The 18,157-nt window shown below is 68.1% G+C and carries 15 protein-coding genes; 9 read left to right on the top strand and 6 right to left on the bottom strand.

Features of this window, described 5'->3' with window-relative positions; genetic code table 11:
- Nucleotides 1–7 precede the first annotated feature (7 nt).
- The 6 genes from IV454_RS21585 to IV454_RS21560 all read right to left on the bottom strand — a co-directional run bounded on the left by IV454_RS21585 (nt 8) and on the right by IV454_RS21560 (nt 9,606).
- Complete coding sequence (locus IV454_RS21585) at nt 8–2,248, bottom strand: SPFH domain-containing protein (protein ID WP_206087761.1); 2,241 nt, start codon at nt 2,246–2,248, stop codon at nt 8–10.
- 116 nt (nt 2,249–2,364) lie between these two features.
- Nucleotides 2,365–3,378, bottom strand: a complete 1,014-nt coding sequence (locus tag IV454_RS21580; RefSeq protein WP_206087760.1) for a hypothetical protein — start codon at nt 3,376–3,378, stop codon at nt 2,365–2,367.
- The gene (locus tag IV454_RS21575; RefSeq protein ID WP_229521771.1) at nt 3,375–4,430 is read right to left on the bottom strand and encodes a hypothetical protein; all 1,056 of its coding nucleotides are present in this window, start codon (nt 4,428–4,430) and stop codon (nt 3,375–3,377) included. Before IV454_RS21575 ends, IV454_RS21580 begins: the two co-directional genes overlap by 4 nt.
- Nucleotides 4,431–4,438: 8 nt before the next feature.
- Nucleotides 4,439–5,008, bottom strand: a complete 570-nt coding sequence (locus IV454_RS21570; protein ID WP_307730118.1) for a hypothetical protein — start codon at nt 5,006–5,008, stop codon at nt 4,439–4,441.
- Between the two features lie 11 nt (nt 5,009–5,019).
- On the bottom strand, nt 5,020–6,315 hold the full coding sequence (locus IV454_RS21565; RefSeq protein WP_206087758.1) for a hypothetical protein: 1,296 nt from the start codon (nt 6,313–6,315) through the stop codon (nt 5,020–5,022).
- A 72-nt stretch (nt 6,316–6,387) separates the two neighbouring features.
- Nucleotides 6,388–9,606, bottom strand: coding sequence for a penicillin-binding transpeptidase domain-containing protein (locus IV454_RS21560; RefSeq protein ID WP_307730117.1), 3,219 nt, complete (start codon nt 9,604–9,606; stop codon nt 6,388–6,390).
- Between the two features lie 226 nt (nt 9,607–9,832).
- Here IV454_RS21560 and IV454_RS32960 point away from each other — a divergent pair, with 226 nt between their 5' ends.
- The 9 genes from IV454_RS32960 (at nt 9,833) to IV454_RS21510 (ending at nt 18,107) form a co-directional block, all read left to right on the top strand.
- A complete protein-coding gene (locus IV454_RS32960; RefSeq protein WP_229521769.1) occupies nt 9,833–10,705 on the top strand; it encodes a YXWGXW repeat-containing protein in 873 nt (290 codons plus the stop codon).
- A 144-nt stretch (nt 10,706–10,849) separates the two neighbouring features.
- A complete protein-coding gene (locus tag IV454_RS21545; protein ID WP_206087757.1) occupies nt 10,850–11,551 on the top strand; it encodes a ribonuclease HI family protein in 702 nt (233 codons plus the stop codon).
- A 36-nt stretch (nt 11,552–11,587) separates the two neighbouring features.
- Complete coding sequence (locus tag IV454_RS21540; protein ID WP_206087756.1) at nt 11,588–12,235, top strand: HD domain-containing protein; 648 nt, start codon at nt 11,588–11,590, stop codon at nt 12,233–12,235.
- Nucleotides 12,236–12,314: 79 nt separating this feature from the next.
- A complete protein-coding gene (locus tag IV454_RS21535; protein WP_206087755.1) occupies nt 12,315–13,577 on the top strand; it encodes an MFS transporter in 1,263 nt (420 codons plus the stop codon).
- Between the two features lie 25 nt (nt 13,578–13,602).
- Nucleotides 13,603–14,436: a transporter substrate-binding domain-containing protein gene (locus IV454_RS21530; RefSeq protein ID WP_229521767.1), complete on the top strand. Its 834-nt coding sequence runs from the start codon at nt 13,603–13,605 to the stop codon at nt 14,434–14,436.
- Between the two features lie 126 nt (nt 14,437–14,562).
- A complete protein-coding gene (gene asd / locus IV454_RS21525) occupies nt 14,563–15,426 on the top strand; it encodes an archaetidylserine decarboxylase (RefSeq protein ID WP_206087754.1) in 864 nt (287 codons plus the stop codon).
- Between the two features lie 18 nt (nt 15,427–15,444).
- Complete coding sequence (locus tag IV454_RS21520; protein WP_206087753.1) at nt 15,445–16,914, top strand: C13 family peptidase; 1,470 nt, start codon at nt 15,445–15,447, stop codon at nt 16,912–16,914.
- Between the two features lie 96 nt (nt 16,915–17,010).
- The gene (locus IV454_RS21515; protein ID WP_206087752.1) at nt 17,011–17,382 is read left to right on the top strand and encodes a hypothetical protein; all 372 of its coding nucleotides are present in this window, start codon (nt 17,011–17,013) and stop codon (nt 17,380–17,382) included.
- The gene (locus tag IV454_RS21510) at nt 17,379–18,107 is read left to right on the top strand and encodes a toxin (RefSeq protein WP_206087751.1); all 729 of its coding nucleotides are present in this window, start codon (nt 17,379–17,381) and stop codon (nt 18,105–18,107) included. The genes IV454_RS21515 and IV454_RS21510 overlap by 4 nt, the downstream gene beginning before the upstream one ends.
- Nucleotides 18,108–18,157: the final 50 nt, after the last annotated feature.

Below are 18,157 nucleotides of genomic sequence, written 5' to 3'. Positions count from 1 at the left end.
TGTCCTGTCAAGGTTGGATCGCCGCGCCGCATTCGGCACAAAATTTATCATTGGGACCGGCCCGGTGCCCGTTGGGACACATGCGCACCACCGGGCGCGGGGCCTGATCATAGCGCACCTGCGCGCCACCCTGCGCCACGCCGGTGCCGAGCGCCGACTGCGAGGCCAGCGCCGCCTTGTTCACATCGTTCTGCATCCCCAGCAGGTCGAGCTGGTGGCGCCGGTCCTTGTCAACTTCGGCGTCGCGCAGGGCGCGTTCGCGCTCGACCCGCTCCTGCGCGCCGCGCGCCGCTTCGGCCGGCGTGACGCTGTAGGTCGCCGCCACCACCGACGCCAGCGCCGCCAGCTGGTGCGGCGTCATGCCGGCGTGGACCTGGGTTTTCATCACGTCGGCCAGCGCCAGCGCGTTCGGGCCTGCCGCCAGCGCCACCTTGCCGGTGTCGCTCAAGTTACCGATGGTCGACACGCGCGAAATCTCGATGCGCGCCAGTTCCGCTTCGTGCGCCTGCTGCGCGAACTGCGTTTCGCGCTCGTGGGCAAGGCGCTTGAGTTCCTGCTGCCAGGCCGCCTCCTGCTCCTGCTGGCGCAGCGCGTGGCGCCGTTCTTCCGCTTCCAGTTCGATCTGCTGCGACTGGCGCGCATGGCGTCCGTCGGCGTCGATCGTGCGCAGCAGCTTTTCGTGCTGGGCGATGGCGTCCTGCTGGGCGCCGCCGCGGCGCAGGGTCTCGATTTTCTGGTTGACCTCTTCGGCGTCCGCCTTGGCGCCCGTATCCTTGAGCATGTCGGCGCGCAGCAAGTCGCGCTTGCGGTCCAGCGCCAGCTGGTCTTCCCATTCGGCGACGCGCTCGGCCTCGCGCTTGTGGGCCGCGTTGGCCAGGGCCAGCGACTGCCAGCGGGCCTTGTGCTGCTCCGCTTCCATGGCCGTCTCGCGCTCGCTGGCCGCTTGCTGCGCCTGGTGCAGGCGCGCCAGCTCGGCGCGTTTGCGCGATTCATCCTCGATCCCCAGCGCCTGCGTGATCTTGTTCTGGATCTGCTGCTGCAATAACTGATGCGAGAAGCGCTGCTGCGCCAGCTGGCGCATCTCCAGCGCGGCCTGCTGCGCCACTTCGAGTTCGGTGCGCATGCGCAGCTGGGCCAGATGACGCAGGTGCGCCCACTCGGTCGACTCGTCCTCGCGCGCCGCGCCCTTCTTGGCCAGCTCGTGTTCCAGTTCGTTGACGATGTCGCCGGCGCCCCGTTCCAGCGCCTGCTTGCGGTTTTTGGAATCGACGATGCGTCCATACAGGTCGATTTCGCGCGCGCGCAGCGATTCCAGGCGCTCGGCGTTCTGCAACGTCAATTCGGCTTTGTCGATGCTGTCGTCCTGGCGCAGTTCCTGGCGGCGGTAGCGCAGGCGGTTTTCCTGCTCCTCGCGCCGGATGCGCTGCCATTCCTCGTCGTTGTACAGCTGGTCGAGCTGTTTCGCGTGTTCGAGTTTGACGTGACGCTCGTCCGCCACCAGCCACAGGGTGCCGATGCGCGCCTGGTGGGCGTCGAATTTATCGTGGCGCAGCGCCAGTGTATCGACCTGCGCCACCGCCAGCCCGTACTGGGCCAGGCGCAGCTTGAGCGAGCCTTGCAGGCGCTCGTCGAGCTGGGGCCGCAGGTCGCGGTTGCCCGACATGTCGCGGATCGACTGGCCGGCGATGAATTCGGCCGCCAGCTGGCGCACCGAGGGCGCCAGCAGCTCGCGCAAATGGCTTGAGGTGACGGCGCCCGGCATGGTCATGAAGTACTGGGCAAAGGCGCTGACCTGTTCGATCTTGATGCTGACCGTGAAGCGCGCCCCGATGGCCAAGTGTTCGGCCGTGAGCAGGTCGTCGAAGGAAAACTCGACCGGCATGGCGGCGGTGCGCGTGATGAGGATTTCGGCATGCTGATTGCGCAGCAGGTGATTGAGGCGCGTGAAAAAGCCCTCGATCTCGTACTCGCCCTGCGGCACCTCGGTCGCCTTGCCCGCCTGGAGAATGTAGGCGCGCGTGGTGGCGGGCACCCGCAAGGTCTTCACGAACAGGCCGGAAAGCTGCTCGACGCCGAAAAACACGGCCAGTTCGTCGGCGCCGGGAATCCAGCGGTTCTCGCGGAACACCGGCTCGTTGCGGGGTGCGCCCAAGGTCAGGCCGCACTTGGCGCAATAGCCGGAATCGCCGGCATTCTGATGCTCGCAACGGGGACAGGCCACACCGCCAAAACCAAACATCTGGAACATATCGACTCCTGGTTGTTCAACTTGCACTACTTTTCACCAAACGTACCCGGGCATCGCGATTTTAGCAGGGGAAGCGGCCCGCGGCCGTCGCGCACGCCGCTAGCTAAAACGCGTGTTCAGATAATCCCGATCCGCTCGACCAACGCCACGCTGGCACCCCGCGCGCGCACGGCATCGAGGAAGCCGGGCGCCAGCGCGTCTTCCCATGCCTTGGGCAGCAAAATCCGGTCGCCGGCGACGGCCTGCCGCAAAATCAGCTCGCACTTGGGCACGCAGCCGTCGACCGCATCGACCCGCCCCGCATGCCACGCCCCCGAGCAGCCGCTCGCGATGACCCTCCCGCGCGCCAGAAATTCGCGTCCGCGCGCCATGCGGTCGGCCATCACCAGCGCCAGCTCGAACGAATTACCCTGGAAGCGCGCTTGGCCGAAGCGCACCACCGTGCGCCAGCGCCCCAGCGCGCGGCCGTCGAAATGGCGTGCGCCGGCCAGCGCCTGGCGCACCGCCAGCAACTGGACCGGATCGAGCCCGGGCGCGGCGATCGTTTCCTCTTCGTCCCCGCCCGCCCCGGCCAGCGGATACACATTGACTTCGACCCAGCACAAGCTGTCGTTGATGCCGCCGCTGTGCAGGGGGAACCAGGCGCGCGCCGCAGCCACGCTGGCCGCGCTGTCGGGCTGACCGGTCAGGGCGCCCAGCCATCCCAGGCCCTGCGGCCCGCCCAGCAGCGCGTGCGCGGGGGCGTTGGCCACGTCATGGCCGCCGATGCGCCCCAGTTGCCACTGTTCCGACCAGCCGTTGGCCAGCACGGGACCGGTGCTCTGCCACACCCCGCGCACCATGCGGTCGGCCAGCACCACGGCCAGTTCCCAGTCGCGTTCATGGCGCCCGGGAGCGCGGTCGATGCTGATAACGACCTGGTCGCGGCTGTCGAAACAGCCTTCGGTCAGGCGCGCCATGCGCACCACCTGCTGCATGCGTTCGGCCAGGGCGGCGTCGCCGGCGCCGCTGCATTTGACGTCGGCGCGGCCCGCGCGCGGGCGCAAGGTGGCGCTGACGGTCAGCAGCGCGCCGCCGGCCAGCACGCTGCGGCACTCCGCGCTGCGCCGCTTGTCGGTCGTGATGCTCATGCGGGCTCGCTCTCGGGAACAGGAACCGCCACGCGACGCGCCGCGCACTCGTGTTCGAGGTTGGCGATGATGCGGTCGGCATCATCGAACAGCGGCGCAAGGTCGGCATCGGCCGCCAGTCCCAGGCGCGCCAGCAGAGCCCAGGCATCGTCAAGCGCGACGACCGCGCGCAGGCTGTGGCGCGTGCGCGCGAGTTGGCGGTCGGCCGGCAGCATTTCGCCCGGCGCAGCCAGCGCCAGATCCGGCATGGTGTTGATCGACAGGCTCACCTTGTCGAGCCGCTGCAGCAGCGCCATATGCTGCTGGAACAGTGCCTGGCCGGGCGGGAGCACCGCCATGCGCAAGCCATGCATCACGCAGGGCAGCTCCAGGAACAGGCGGCGCAGCGCCTTTGCGTCGGCGGCCGTGGCGTCGAATGGCGCGGCGGCGGCCACCGGCTGCGGCGGCGGCGCCGGCACTTCCGGTGTCTCCAGCGCGCGCGCCAGCAGCAGAGCCGCATAGTCGACCCGTTCGCCCAGGTCGACCGGCACGCAATCATCGACGCTGATGCCGAAGCGGGTATATAACAGTTGGTTGAAGCCGCCGCGAAAGGCGTTCCATTCGTCCAGGGTGGTGCACGGCGGCAGCGCCAGATGGCCGAGCGCCAGCTCCTGTTGGAGCGCCGCCTCGATGGCTGCGGAAAAGTCGCCTAGGCCGAGCGTGTCGCCCGCTTCGCTGGCCAGGTACAGGTCGAAGCGCTGCTGCGCCACGCGCGGATCGGGAGCGTCGACCGCGAACGACAGATGCAGCCCCAGTTCGGGCGCCGCCGCGAACGGCAGCAGGTCGGCCCCGTACGGCCCCGGATGAAAGCAGAACGCGTTCTCGCTGTCGGCCAGCACGATGCGGGTGCTTTCCGCCACGCGCCGCGTATGCCCGCCCTGGTCGGCCACCACGCCGATGCAGCCCTTCGGCACCGTGCAGCCGGGGCCCATGCGCAGTGCCAGGGTGGCCGTGCCCAGCGCCGACATATCGGGCGGCGTGGCTTTGGCCGGGCGCTTGAACAGACCGATCATCGCCTTCCTCACGAGTGCACCGGTTCGACCGCGAAGCGCGCGCCGAACCGCTGAAAGTGGTGCGCGGGCGCGCCGTCGAAGGGCCAGCCGCATTCGATCTCGCCGTCCGTATCGAGCCGGCCTTGCAGCAGGATCGCGCCGCCGCCGTCGACCACGCGCAGCATCGGCTGCTCGCGCAGCAGGCGCGCGGCGAACGGCGCGGCGGGGTCGAGCGAGAGGATCAGGCGCCATGCGTCACCGTGCGCCACGAAATGCAAGGTCCAGTGGCCGTCGTCGGTCAGAAGACGGGCCAGATCGGCGCCGTCGGAGGCGGCGCGCAGCATGCCGGCGCTGCCGCTCCAGGCGTCGTCGTTGGCCGCAAGTGCTCCGCCTCGGCACTCAATGGCCAACTGCCGGAAGCGGCGCAGGGTCAGGGGCGAGGCGCGCAAGGCGGCAAGTTCGGCGCCGCTCAAGGGGTGGGTCCCGACGATCGCGGCCAGCAGCACGGCATCGGCCAGCATCAGGCGGTCGCCCTCCACGCGGCGCGACAGCAGCAGGCGCTCGATCAGCTTGCGGTCGGCTTCCTGGTTCGTTTTCACATCATTCTCCTTCATGGAACTGCCTCCAGCAGGCTGGCGATAGCGGCGTCGCGGCGCTTGCGCAAGGTCGGCAGCGATATCTGGTCCAGCACCGCCAGTTGCTGCATGGTCGGCAGCTCGCCGGTGGCCGGGTCCAGCCATTCGCCGGGATAGCTGTCGTCGAGCCCACCGAGCATTTTCAGGTACACCGCCAGCCGCACCGGAAGTGAATACGCCGTCAGTGCGCGCGCGCTCCAGCTGCCGTGGTCTTGCACCGCCCACGCCAGTTCCATGAAGCGGGGGGGCAGTGAAAGGCTGAGGGCGACGGCGCTGTCGTACGATGCCGCCTGCGGCGCGTCGTGCGGCGCCGGATCGGGGTCCGGGCCCTCCCCGGCATCCTCGCCGTCCTCGCTCTCGGGCGCCGGCAGGATGCGGCTGTCGGCCCCCTCGACGGCATTGTCGGCGACGCGCCACAGGTCTTCGAGCCAGTTGGCCGCCTCGCCGGCGTCGTGCAGCCAGTCGCGGTCGCGGTTGGACGACAATTCTTCGTAGTCGCCGATCTCGGCGAGCATGGCGCCGATCTTGTCAGGGCTGTTTTTCAGGTTGGCGAAGCGTTTCGATTTGGTGTGCAGGGGACCCGCGCCACCGCCGAAGCGCTCCAGCGACCCGCTCCAGCGCAGCACCCACTCCGCCTTGCAGGCGCCGATGGAGCGCATCTGGCGCACCTCGATCGGCATCGCCGCCACCTCGCGCCCCAAGATGGCCGCGACCTGCTCCGCGTGCTCGCGCCAGGCGCCGAAGATGCGCGCGATGTCGCTGTAAGCCGTATCGAGCATGCGATACGCATACATCTTATTAGGACTGCAACTGCGCCCGCACGCCGCCTGGTAGTTATCCGAATCGACCTTGTCGCGCAGGCCGGCGTACATATCGTTGACTTTCTTGCGCAGGAGGGCGTCGCCGCCGGGCGTGGCCCAGAAAGCGCCGATTTTCCGGTATTCGCCGGCCACGGCGGCGCACAGCGCTGCCCAATCGGAGGGGCGCGCCTGCAACTCGTAGAGCAGGCTCAGTGACAGTTCCAGCGCGCTTTCGCCATAGCTGTTGGCCGGGGACTCGGCCCGCGCCGAGCGCGCGCACTCTTGCAGCGCCTGCGCCGTCAGGTCGACGTACTCGGCCAATGTATCGACCAGCTTCTCGGCCGGTGCGTCGGGCGCATCGAGCAGGCGCGCGGGCGAACAGGCGGCGAACGCCTGCAGGGAACAGTGCCCAAGCAGTTTGCGCACCTGTTCCCAGCCCTGTTCCTGATACCGGGTTCCCGGCAAGCGCATACCATCCCCATCGTTGTGTCAGCACCAAAATGATGCCATAACCCGGGAATCGGCAAGGCGCGCTTGAAACCCCTATTTACCCTTCTGTTCCGGATTCTGCCCCGCCATCGCCCGCAGCACGGCGGCCACGATGGGCGCCGCATGCTCGCCCCCGGTCGCATCTGAATGGCTCACAAAAGCCGCCACCGCCAGGCGCCGGGTCTGGCCCGGCAGGCTGCCCGGTTCCAGCCAGCCGGTGAACCACACAGTGGCCAGGTCGCGCCCATCGGCCACCGATGGCGAGGTGCCGGTCTTGCCGGACAGGCCACGCCGCGCGGCATCGAGCCCCGCCCCGCGAAAGGCCGCCGCCGCCGTGCCGCTGTCGACCACCCCCTTCATCCCGGCCCGCACCCGATCCAGGCGTACGCCCAGCGCAGCGCGCTCGCCCGCAAGCGCGTCGTGGCCGTCGAGCGAGAGCAGCAGGCGTGGCGCGATCACCCTGCCCTCGCCCACCGCGCCGGCCACCAGCGCCATTTGCAGCGGCGTGACCTGCATGCGCAGGCCGATCGCCATCTGGCGCAGCTCGTGGCGGGTGTGGATCGGATCGATGTGGGCGGCGCTGGCCTGCAAGGCATCCCAGGCCGACCAAGGGAAGTCGGGCGGCAGCAGGCCGCCATCGAGGCGCGCGGCCTGCTCAAAGCCGAGACGGTGCGCCATTGCCACGATCGGACGCACGCTGTCCAGGGCACCGCCATCGAGCGCTTGCAGGTCAGGCGCGCCGCCATCGGCGCGGCCGAACAGGCTGCGATCGCTCAATTCACCGGACCAGGCAAACCAGGTATTGAGGCTGTAGGTCAGCGCCTGCGACAGTCCGAGGCGGCCATCCTGCGCGCGCCGGTCCAGGTGCTGGTCCTTGTAATTGGTGATGTGGGCCAGCCTGGTGTCGAGCGGATAACTGGCGGCGTTGGTCTGGAAGGCGAAGCCTTTCGACTGCGCCATGCGGTTAATCGCCGGCAGCGGCAAGCCGGCTAGCAGTGCTTCGAGCTGGGGATCGCGCTTGGCCGCCAGTTCCAGGCCCAGCGCGCTGATCACCTTGAAGGTCGAACCGGGGCTGCGGTGGGCGCCGCCATCGTGCTGGAACGCCGGCAGGCGCAGGGGGCTGCGGGCCGGATTGGCGCGGTCGAAATCGCGCACCTCGTTCCAGTTGGCCGGGGTAACCGCGCCGCTGCCGGCACCCGCCGCCACCAGCACGTCGCCGCTGCCGGTATCGAGGATGACCAGGCCCGCCTGGCGGCCCGGCACCACGGCTTGCGCGCCGCTGCACGTTGCGCCATTCCAGTGGCCGCGCCGCATGCCGATGCAATCGAGCGCCTGCTGGCTGGCCGTTTGCAGGGCCAGGTCGAGCGTCAGCCGCGCGCTGTGCGCCACGCCATCGGGCGCCGACACGCGCGCCAGCATGCCGGCCACGCTGTTGGCGTGGGCCGCACGGATGCCCAGCAGGGGCGCGAGACCCGCATCGACCGCGGCGCGGGTCGGCTCGCCCCCGCTCCACACCACCGTGCCATGGCGGTCGGCCAGGGTCACGCCCGCCAGCGGCGCGGCGCGCGCCGTGGCGCTGTTCGCGGCCAGCGGTTGCCACGCAAGCTGGCCGCCCGCCAGGCGCAGATGGCGGTATTGCTGGTCGCCCGCCAGCCCCGCCATGCGCAGGGGCGCCGCCGTAAGGGTGATGCTGCGAGCGCCCGGTTGCAGTTCCATTACCAGCGACTGGACCGATGCCGGCGACGGGCAATCGCGCCCGCTGCAGGCGTCGCGCGGCTGGCCGCGCAGTTGCGCGCCGTCGAGCGAGCGCAGGCGGCCGACCAGCATCAACTCGATCGTCTGGCCGGCTTGCGCCGCGCGCGGCAAGGCCAGGATCAGGCGCGCGGGCGCCCCGGCGGCGGCATCCGGCCAGGCTTTGATCCGGCTCCACGGCGCCCAGCCTTGCGGCACGTCGGCGAACAGGCGCGCTGCGGCGGGCGGCATCGCCGCCGTGGTGGACGCCGGCGCCGAGGCGACGCTGGCCTGCCATTCGCCGCCCTGCTGCGGCTTGAGGCGCCATGCCAGCAGGCGCCGTTCGCTGTTGAACACCTGGACCTGCTCGCGCACATAATCGCCGTCGGCCATGCGGTACAGGCGTTTGAGCAGCTTCAGGGACTCCGCATCGAGGCGCGCCCCGGGCCAGCCGGCCAGTTGCGCGGCACGCGCGGCGTCGCCGGAGGCCTGCCATGCCGCCAGGTCGCGCGGCGCCAGTTCGGCCAGTCCGCCGGCGCCAAGGCGCACCAGGCCATGCCGCTGCAAGGCCTGGAACAGCGCCTGGTCTTCCACGCTGGCGCGCGGCAAAACCGGCACTTGATAGGATCCCGGCGCCAGCCATGCCGACAAGGCCGCGCCGTGGGCCGGGAAGGCCACCACCAGCGCCTTCGCGGCGGGTGTCGCGGCGTTGGCGCGAAACAGCTGGACCAGCAGCTCGCCGGCTTGCCGACAGCGGTTGCTGGCGCGGCGCTGGAAGCGCAAGGCGGCGTCTTTCCATACCAGCCAGCCTTCGCCGTGCAGTTCGACCGATCCTTGCGCGCCGCGCGCGCTGCCGCCCGATTCGCCCAGCCAGTGCGCTCCGGCGTCGGCTCCGGCCCAGTCGAGCCGCAATGCCGAACCATGCGCCTCGGCGAAATCGGGCAGCGCCACGCCGCTCAACTGGACCTGCGGCATGCCTGCCACGTCGGGACCGGCCAGGGCGATGTTGCGCAGCGCGACAGGGCTGGCCGATGCCTCGTTGCGCGCGACCCAGCGCGCCACGTCGGCGAAGCGGTAACCGATGCGCAGCGGGAGCAGGCGCGGGCTGCCGCTGTCGAGCATCTGCGTGCACAGGTCGATGCGCACGGGCGGCGCGCTGCGCAGGCTGGATGCGACCAGCACCGTCGCATCGCCATGGACGGTCACGCCGATGCCGGATGTCGGCGGCACCTTGAACTGCGCCCCGGGTGCCGCTGGCTGCAAGGTGTCCAGGGATACCGGCAAGCCGGCGCCCTGCAGGACGGCCGCGCCGGGCTCGGACGACGCGGCCAGGTGAAGGGCGTGGGCGGCAATGAGCAGCGCGCCCGCGACGGCGCCAACGATGCCGGCGGCGCCGATCCAGTGCGCGCCGGTCCACGCCAGGGCCAACGCCCGTGGCGCCGACGATGGGCGCGCACCCTGGCGCAAGCGGCGCGCGCGCCGCCGTGCCGTCCAGCGCCGCGACCATGCCTGCACAACCGTATCGAGCCAGCCTCTCATCATCTCTCCGCCAATCCCCTGGCACGCCCCGCGCGTGGCCTGCCCAGCATTAGCGGGGGGCGCGGCGAAACCGCGCAACCTTGCCAACTGCGCAAGGTTACCGGGCGACGTTACGGAACTTACGTGTTGCCCGGATTCTGTTTCATTTGTAAGCAGGTGAATCAAACTTCCTGAAGCGCCACCCCGCTTGTTATATTGAATTCACAGGATTTCACAAGGAGAAGTAAAAATGAAGCGCACCCTGACCTTTGCAGCATTGATCACCCTTGGCGCCGCCGGTTTCATGCCTCTGCCGTCGGTCGCGCAAACGGATTTCCGTGTCATCATCAATACCGCTCCACCTCCACCGCGCTTCGAGAGCGTGCCGGCGCCACGGCGCGGCTATGTGTGGGCGCCAGGCTTCTGGAACTGGGAAAACAACCGTCACGTATGGACCGCCGGCCACTGGGAGAGCGCGCGCGACGGCTACACTTACCAGCGCAGCGAATGGATCCGCGATAACGACAGCTATCGCCTGACCCGCGGCGGCTGGCAGCAGGTGGCGCAGCGCGAGTACACCGTGGTGCAGGTGGCCCCACCGGCGCCCCGCTACGAACGCGTTCCGCGCCCCCGCGCCGGCCACATGTGGGTTCCCGGACACTGGGAATGGCGCGGCAACCGCCACGCATGGGTTGGCGGCGAGTGGGTACGCGAACGTGCAGGCTATGTGTATTCGCAGCCGACCTGGGTCCAGCGCGACGGCAGCTGGTTCATGGAACCGGCCCGCTGGAGCCGCCATGGCGAAGGCCGTGACCGCGACCGCGATGGCATCCCCGACCGCCTGGAAGGCCGCGACCGCAACCGCGACGGCATTCCGGACCGCCTGGAGGGCCGTGACCGCGACCGCGACGGCATCCCCGATCGTCTGGAAGGCCACGACCGCAACCGCAACGGCGTGCCCGATCGCCTGGAACACCGTGACCGCGACCGTGACGGCGTGCCCGATGCCTATGACCGTGACCGCGATAACGACGGTGTCCCGAACCGTTACGACCGTGACCGTGATGGCGACGGCGTACCGAACCACCGCGACAGCCGTCCGGACAATCCGCGCCGCGATTAATCCGTCGTCTGCTTGAGCAAGCGCCAGCCCGGCTCCCCCGGCTGGCGCTTTTTTTTGGCTCGCTCATTGGCCGCCGCCTGCGGCGGCGCTACGCACCGTGCGTGATGTCGACAGCTATTTCGCCGTTGCGGTTATGCTGTCGCCATGACCGAACCAACCCACGCCGAACCGACCCACGCACTGGCCCAGTTAGTCGCGGCGGCCTTCAAGGCCGAACGCGGCGCCAGCCGCAAACTGGCCGCACGGGCCGGCATCAGCGAAGAGCAAGCCTTGCGCGCCACGCTCGAACAGCGCGCCGGCGCGCGCGGCCTCGCCGCCCTGCTCGACGAACGCGCCGCGCTGCTGGCCGCCGAAACGGCGCGCCTGGCTGAACGCGATACCAAACGCGCACTCGCGCGCAGCGCCCGATCGGACAGGCATGCCGGTCCACCGGCGCCGTGGCGCGCCTGGTTCGACGGCTCGGCCCATCCCAATCCGGGACGCTGCGGCATCGGCGCCCTGCTCACCGGCCCGGATGGCGAACACATTGAAATCGCGCGCCCGGCCGGCTATGGCAACAGCAGCGAAGCCGAATACCAGGCGCTCATCGCCGTTCTCGAAGTGGCCGTCGCCCACGGCGCGCGCGGCCTGACCGTGCATGGCGACAGCCGCGTCGTGATCGACGATGTGAATGGGCCGGAGCTGGCGGGCGCGCGCTCGCTGCGGGACTACCGCGCGCGCGCCCGGGCCCTGCTCGGCCGCATCGACGGCGCCTGCGTGCGCTGGCTGCCACGCCACAAGAACCAGGCCGCCGACGCCCTGTCGCAGCGCGCCGTGGCCGCGTTCGGGCTGGCCGGCATGGCATAATCGCGCTCCCCACAAGGAGCATGAAATGAGCAAACGATGAGCACCGACGAACTGACAGCATGGCGGCCACGCCTGCAGGCACTGGCCAGCGCCGCCTGCGGCGACGACGGCGCCCACGACATCAATCACCTGCACCGCGTCTGGCGCAATGCGCAGGCGCTGCTGGCCAGCCACCCGGAAGCCGATGCCCTGGCCGTGATGGCGGCATGCTATCTGCATGATCTGGTCAACCTGCCCAAGAATCATCCGCAGCGCGCGATGGCGTCGCGCCAATCGGCCGAACTGGCGCGGCGCGAGCTGGCCGCCATCGATTTCCCGGCCGCCAGGCTCGATTCGGTGGCGCACGCCATCGAAACGCACAGCTTTTCGGCGGCGCTGCCACCCCGCACCATCGAAGCGCAGCTGGTGCAGGACGCCGACCGCCTCGACGCCCTGGGCGCGGTCGGCCTGGCGCGCCTGTTCTACATCGCCGGCCAGATGGGCAGCGCGCTGGCCCACCCGAGCGACCCGCTGGCCCTGGAACGCGAGCGCGACGACCGCGCCTATGCTCTCGACCATATCGACGTCAAGCTGGCCAGGCTGCCAGCCATGATGCAAACGGCCGCTGGACGCGCGCTGGCAGAAGCGCGGCTGGCGCAGCTGACCGCCTTCCGCGCCGCCTTCGCGCAGGAATGGGCCTTGTAGGCAGCGCCGTGTTCGTTCAAGCGCGCAGTGCGTTAAGATACGGTTTCGCCCATTCGCGCCCGGCCCCGGGCTTTCCTCCATGAGCAGCAAACCAGTCATCACACCGGCAGAAGCGGCGGCACCCGCCGCTCCCGCATCCCCCGGCAACCTCAATTTCGTGCTCGTTGCCGTCTTCATCGACATGCTCGGCATTGGCCTGATCATCCCCGTCATGCCTGCATTGGTCGGCAAGTTCGTGGGCGGGCGCGATGAACAGGCGTTCTGGTTCGGCGTGCTGGCGATGGTGTTCGGGCTGATGCAGTTCGTCTTCATGCCCATGCTCGGCGCCATCAGCGACCGGGTGGGGCGCCGGCCCGTGATGCTCTACTCGATGGCCGGCATGTGCCTCAACTTCCTCGCCACCGCGTGGGCTCCGAGCCTGGCGTTCCTGTTCATCGGCCGCGTGATCGGCGGCATGTCCTCGGCCAGCATGTCGGTCGCGTCGGCCTATGCGTCCGACATCTCGACCCACGAAACGCGCGCCAAAAGCTTCGGCAAGGTCGGCGCCGCCTTCGGCCTCGGTTTCATCTGCGGCCCGGCGCTCGGCGGGGCGCTGGGCGAAATCAACCTGCAACTGCCGTTCTTCGTGGCGGCGGCCCTGTGCGCCGCCAACTTCGTCTACGGTTACATCGCGGTGCCCGAATCGCTGCCGCTGGCGCGCCGCTCGGCGTTTTCGATCACCCGCATCAATCCCTTCGCGTCCCTGCTCAAGCTGGTGCGCCGCACCGATATCCGCGCCGTGGTGATCGTGTTCGCCCTGTCCACTTTCGCCCAGATGATGCTGCAGTCGACCTGGGTGCTGTACACCACCTTCCGCTTCAACTGGACCCCGGGCGACAACGGCACCGCCCTGTTCTGCGTGGGCTTGTCGGCGGCCGTGGTCCAGGCCGGCCTGCTGGGCATGCTGATGAAGCGCTTCGGCGAGGTGCGCCTGTCGCTGATCGGCCTGGTGTCGGGCTGCATCACCTTCGTACTGTACGGCCTGGCCACCAAAGGCTGGATGATGTACGTTTTCATTTTGTGCAACTTGTTGTCTTTTACCACCGCGCCTGCGCTGCAAAGCATCATTTCGCGCGGGTCGGATTCGCATTCCCAGGGTGAACTGATGGGTTCGCTGCAATCGATCAGCAGCCTTGGCGTGATCTTCATGCCGCTGCTGGGCACGGCCATCCTGGGCCTGGCCAGCCACCTGCCGCCCGACGACTGGCGTATCGGCAGCACCTTTTTCCTGTGCGCGGCGATGCAGGCGGTGGCGATCGGCGTCGCGGTTTTCTATTTCAAAGCCCATCGAATGCGCACGTGAAGCGCTCATGCGCTAGAATTGGCGGATGGGCAAAACCTTCATTCGCAGCGCGACGCGCGCGGCCGCATTTGTCATTGCCATCCTCGCCGCCGGCACCGGCGCGCCTGCGGCGGCCGGCTGCGAACAGCCGTTTCTGGTGCCGGTCGCGCCCACCGGCCTGAGCGTGAGCATCAGCGGTGAGTCGATCAGCGGCATCTACCCCGACCTGCTGCGCAGCGTCAGCGCGAAAAGCCCCTGCAAGTTCATTTTTTCGGTGGTACCGCGGGCACGCCAGGAAGCCATGTTCGAGGCCGGCAAATCGCACCTGCTGATGCCCGCCCTGCGCACCCCGCGGCGCGATCAGCTCGGCTATTTCGTTCCCGTGATCGGCACCCGCGCCACCCTGCTCTCGGTGGACGGCAAGCGCGCGCCGGTGCGCTCGGTGCGCGACCTGCTCGCGCGCAAGGAGCTGCGCGTGGTGCTGGTGCGCGGCTTCGACTACGGCGACGTCTACCTCGACCTGATCGACCAGTTGTCGGCCCAGGGCCGCCTGCTGCTCGAAAAGGATGGCGCGGCCGTGGCGCGCGTGCTCGACGCCGGCTTTGCCGACGTGACCCTGATGGCGCCCACCGTCTTTGCCGGCGCCATCCTGGAGGACAAGCGCTTCACCTGGATGATGCCCAGGCTGCGCATCGAGCCGCTCGAGGAGCTGCCATGGGGCGAAAGCGGCATCTACATCTCCAGGCAGACCGTCAGCGCGGGCGACCGCGCCGTGCTCCAGGACCTGTTCGCGGCCGCCGTCAAATCCGGCGCCGTGTACGAAAGCCTCAAACGCTACTACCCGGCCGCCGTCCTGGCCGGCGGCGTGCGTCCGCGCTGAGGGGCCTCGCGGCCTGCGCCGCGGCGACTATTTTCGACCCATTGTCCCTCCCGGGCAGCGGAAAGCGCGGCACAGGCGTGGCGCGCCGTTATAATTGCCCATCGTTTTTTTAACAGGTTGAAGCCCGTGTCCGATCGCATAAAAGTCATTCCCCATTATTTACTCCCCAAGCTAGGGCTGACCAGGTTCGCGGGCCGCGTCGCCGGCCACCAGGGCGGCCAGTACACGACCACCATGATCCGCTGGTTCGTCGGCCAGTTCGGCGTGAACATGGAGGAAGCGGCCAATCCGGACATCGCCAGCTACGCCAGCTTCAACGAATTTTTCACCCGTCCGCTGCGCCCTGGTGTGCGGCCGCTGGCCAAGGCCGATTTCGTGTGCCCGGTGGACGGCGCGATCAGCCAGTTCGGCGCCATCGACGACGACCAGATCTTCCAGGCCAAGGGCCACAAGTTCAGCACCACCGCCCTGGTGGGGGGCGATGCGACACTGGCGGCCCAGTTCCAGCACGGCAGTTTCGCCAATCTGTACCTGAGCCCCAAGGATTACCACCGCCTGCACATGCCCTGCGACGGGCGCCTGACCCGCATGATCTACGTGCCCGGCGCGCTGTTTTCGGTAAGCCCGACCGCCGCGCGCGGCATTCCCGGCCTGTTCGCGCGCAATGAGCGCGTGGTGTGCGTGTTCGACTCGAAAGTGCACGGCAGCTTTGTGCTCACCCTGGTGGGCGCGACCATCGTCGGCAGCATGGCCACGGTCTGGCACGGGCTGGTGAATCCGCCGCGCCCTGGTGTGGTCAAGGAATGGCGTTACGACGACCAGAACATCGTGCTCAAAAAGGGCGATGAAATGGGCCGCTTCCTGCTTGGCTCGACCATCGTCATGCTGTTCAAGAAAGATACCATCGACTTCAATGCCGAATGGGCGCCGGAGCGTCCGGTGCGCCTCGGTGAAGCGATGGGCAACAAGCCGGCCGCCAAACGCGCCTGAGCGGACAAGGAAAGGCCCATGAGCGAAGCAGTGGACGAGATCGTCGGCCCGCCGGCGCTGGAACAGGCACGCGGGTCCCGGCCCGCGCCGCGCGCCGGCGTGCTGGGCGCCTGCGACTGGCTGCGCGAAGGCGCGCGTTCCATGCTGCTGCTTGCACCGCGCTGGGAGCGGCTGGCGGCGTCGCCCTGGCAGGTGGCGTTCCAGGTGCTGCTTCAGATCGGGCTGGCCGTGCTGCTGCAGCGCATCCTCATCTTGGACGATGCCGTCTTTGTCTGGAAGTCGCTGCTGTCCGGGTGGGCCAATGCCATGCTGACCTTGTGGCTGTGCTACCTGATCCAGCCCGATCCAAGGGTCCGGCGCAGCCCCGATGGCGCCCCCGGTGCGGCATACCTGTACACCCTGCTGACCGCGCAGTCGACCTTGTTTGCGTTGCTGGCCTGGGCACTCTATTTTTACCTGGTTGTTCGTACCAACGTCATCGCCCCCGGCGGCGCCTGGGCGCCATGGCTCATCTGGATCGTGCCGTCGCTCTGGTCCGTGCTGGCACGGCTGGCGGTGCTGATGCGCGCCGCCCGTCCGCTGGCACCGCTGCGCACCATTGTCACGATCGCGGTTGTCGCGCTCACCACGGCATTGGGCCACTACCTGGCGCCGTCGCCATCGGCGTGGCGCGCCCCGCCCGCACCCGAGGCGCCCGAGGAAGAACCGTTCGAGGTGAGCCAGGAGATGATGGAAGCGCAGCTGCCCTTGCTGGGCGATCAGATCGATGCGCTCAAGCCGCAGCGCCCGGGGGTGATCGACATGTACACGATTACCTTCGCGCCGTACGAAGGCGAGGAGGTGTTCCGGCGCGAGAGCAGCATGGTGGCCGACGTGATGGCGCGCCGCTTCGATGCCGCCGGCCGCGGCCTGCAACTGATCAACCACCGCGAGAGCGCCGAGACCTTGCCATGGGCCACGCCGCTGAACCTGCGGCGCGCCATCGAAGGCATCGCCGAGATCATGGACCGCGACGAAGACGTGCTGTTCATCCATCTGACCTCGCACGGAGCGGCGGACGGCGAGCTGGCGGCCAATTTCTGGCCGATCGAGGTGGCGCCGGTGATGCCGCCGGAATTGAAGGGATGGCTCGACCAGGCCGGCATCCGCTACCGCGTGCTGTCGATCTCGGCCTGCTTCGCCGGCAACTGGATCGCGCCGCTGGCGGCCGACGGCACCCTGGTGATGACGGCCTCGGACGCCGATCATACGTCCTACGGCTGCGGCAAGAAGTCGGCGCTGACGTTTTTCGGCCGCGCGATGTACGACGAACAGCTGCGCACCACGACGCACTCGTTCATCGAGGCGCACGCGGCGGCGCGCAAGATCATCCTGCGGCGCGAGCAGGAAGCCGGCAAGGACGATGGCTATTCGAATCCGCAGATCAAGGTGGGCGGCAAGATCGTGCCGGTGCTGGAGCGGATGAACAAGCGGCTGGCCAAGCCCTGAGCAGGTAACGTCGCCTGCGTCACGCGTTATACATTGGCGCTACAATGAGATCGGTCGCCGGGTTCGTTCATCAACCTTGTCGTTCGGCAGTGCATCATGGCCAAGCATACTCATCAGCCAAAAACAATCGCTAGTGCAACGGAGCCGCCGCCTCCCGTCAGCCCCATAACTCAGCGCATCAATGCCGAGGGCAAGGCGATGACGGTTGTCACGCTGGGCAATGTCACTGTGGAGGTTCCCACCCCATCGGCGTCGGAGCTCAAGGAACGGCTTGCCGAAAGTCAGCGTGTCATGCGCGCTTTTGCAGCCGCCCTTCCGAGACACGGCGTGCGCCTCAACTTGCCCCCAACAGTGCCGCGATACGAAGCCGACTCCAAGGATCCCAGTCTGGTCATCCGGAAGCTTGGGAAAACGCGCACGCTGGGCCGCTTCGATAAAAATGGCCGCTTCATCCAGGTGAAACGATGATACGCGTTTCAATCGATAATGCGATCGGCGCAGTGTTATACCCGCGCGACCAACCGCTCGCGGTCGTACTGGCGGGTCACAACGGCTCAGGAAAATCGACACTGTGGTACCGATTCCTGGCCCCTCGCTTGCAGGTTCCGCTGTTGAATGCCGATCGCATGATGCTTTCCATCCTCCCCGAACCGGACAAGTCCGGCTTCCTTACCCCGTGGGCACAAGAGCTACGCGACGCGAGCGAGGCATGGATGCAGGTAGCCCAGCAGGGCGTGAAGGCCTTCACCAATTCGGCAATAGGTGCTCAGTTGCCGTTTGCTGTCGAGACCGTCTTTTCCTATTGGTCCCGAAATGCGAACGGGGTGATTTCGAGCAAAATCGACCTCATCAAGGAACTTCAGAGGTCCGGCTACTTCGTGCTCCTGGCCTTTGTCGGATTATCAACAGTGACTCTCTCGATTGGTCGGGTTGATACTCGTCAAAGCCAGGGCGGACATGCAGTCCCGTTTAATAAGCTGCTCCAGCGCTTTCCCAGAACACAGCAAGCCGTCAACGCGGCCATCGACGTTGCAGACGCGTCCATTTTGTTCGATAACAGCCGGAGCGAGGCACTGGCGTTTACACCTGTACATATTCGCCGCGATAACAAGGTGATTTATGACGTGCGCGATTCGTGGAAGCGCGCACTTCGGCCCATTTCCTCATGGCTCAATGTGGTCGTACCCCGATAAATCGGGGTGACACGTCCGCTATTGGCCCGGCTTTCGCGCGGCAAAAAAAA

Origin of the sequence: Massilia antarctica (assembly GCF_015689335.1) — a bacterium.
Classification (GTDB): Bacteria; Pseudomonadota; Gammaproteobacteria; order Burkholderiales; family Burkholderiaceae_D; genus Telluria_A; species Telluria_A antarctica.
Note: the sequence above shows the minus strand (reverse complement) of the source record. Positions and strands in the feature narration are given on the sequence as shown.

Bases quoted from the DNA above. Each gene is read 5' to 3' on its own strand.
- IV454_RS32960 (WP_229521769.1), top strand. From the start codon at position 9,833: ATGAAGCGCACCCTGACCTTTGCAGCATTGATCACCCTTGGCGCCGCC.
- IV454_RS21565 (WP_206087758.1), bottom strand. From the start codon at position 6,315: ATGCGCTTGCCGGGAACCCGGTATCAGGAACAGGGCTGGGAACAGGTG.
- IV454_RS21535 (WP_206087755.1), top strand. From the start codon at position 12,315: ATGAGCAGCAAACCAGTCATCACACCGGCAGAAGCGGCGGCACCCGCC.
- IV454_RS21585 (WP_206087761.1), bottom strand. From the start codon at position 2,248: ATGTTCCAGATGTTTGGTTTTGGCGGTGTGGCCTGTCCCCGTTGCGAG.
- IV454_RS21575 (WP_229521771.1), bottom strand. From the start codon at position 4,430: ATGATCGGTCTGTTCAAGCGCCCGGCCAAAGCCACGCCGCCCGATATG.
- IV454_RS21580 (WP_206087760.1), bottom strand. From the start codon at position 3,378: ATGAGCATCACGACCGACAAGCGGCGCAGCGCGGAGTGCCGCAGCGTG.
- IV454_RS21545 (WP_206087757.1), top strand. From the start codon at position 10,850: ATGACCGAACCAACCCACGCCGAACCGACCCACGCACTGGCCCAGTTA.
- IV454_RS21515 (WP_206087752.1), top strand. From the start codon at position 17,011: ATGGCCAAGCATACTCATCAGCCAAAAACAATCGCTAGTGCAACGGAG.
- IV454_RS21530 (WP_229521767.1), top strand. From the start codon at position 13,603: ATGGGCAAAACCTTCATTCGCAGCGCGACGCGCGCGGCCGCATTTGTC.
- IV454_RS21540 (WP_206087756.1), top strand. From the start codon at position 11,588: ATGAGCACCGACGAACTGACAGCATGGCGGCCACGCCTGCAGGCACTG.
- IV454_RS21520 (WP_206087753.1), top strand. From the start codon at position 15,445: ATGAGCGAAGCAGTGGACGAGATCGTCGGCCCGCCGGCGCTGGAACAG.
- IV454_RS21510 (WP_206087751.1), top strand. From the start codon at position 17,379: ATGATACGCGTTTCAATCGATAATGCGATCGGCGCAGTGTTATACCCG.
- IV454_RS21560 (WP_307730117.1), bottom strand. From the start codon at position 9,606: ATGATGAGAGGCTGGCTCGATACGGTTGTGCAGGCATGGTCGCGGCGC.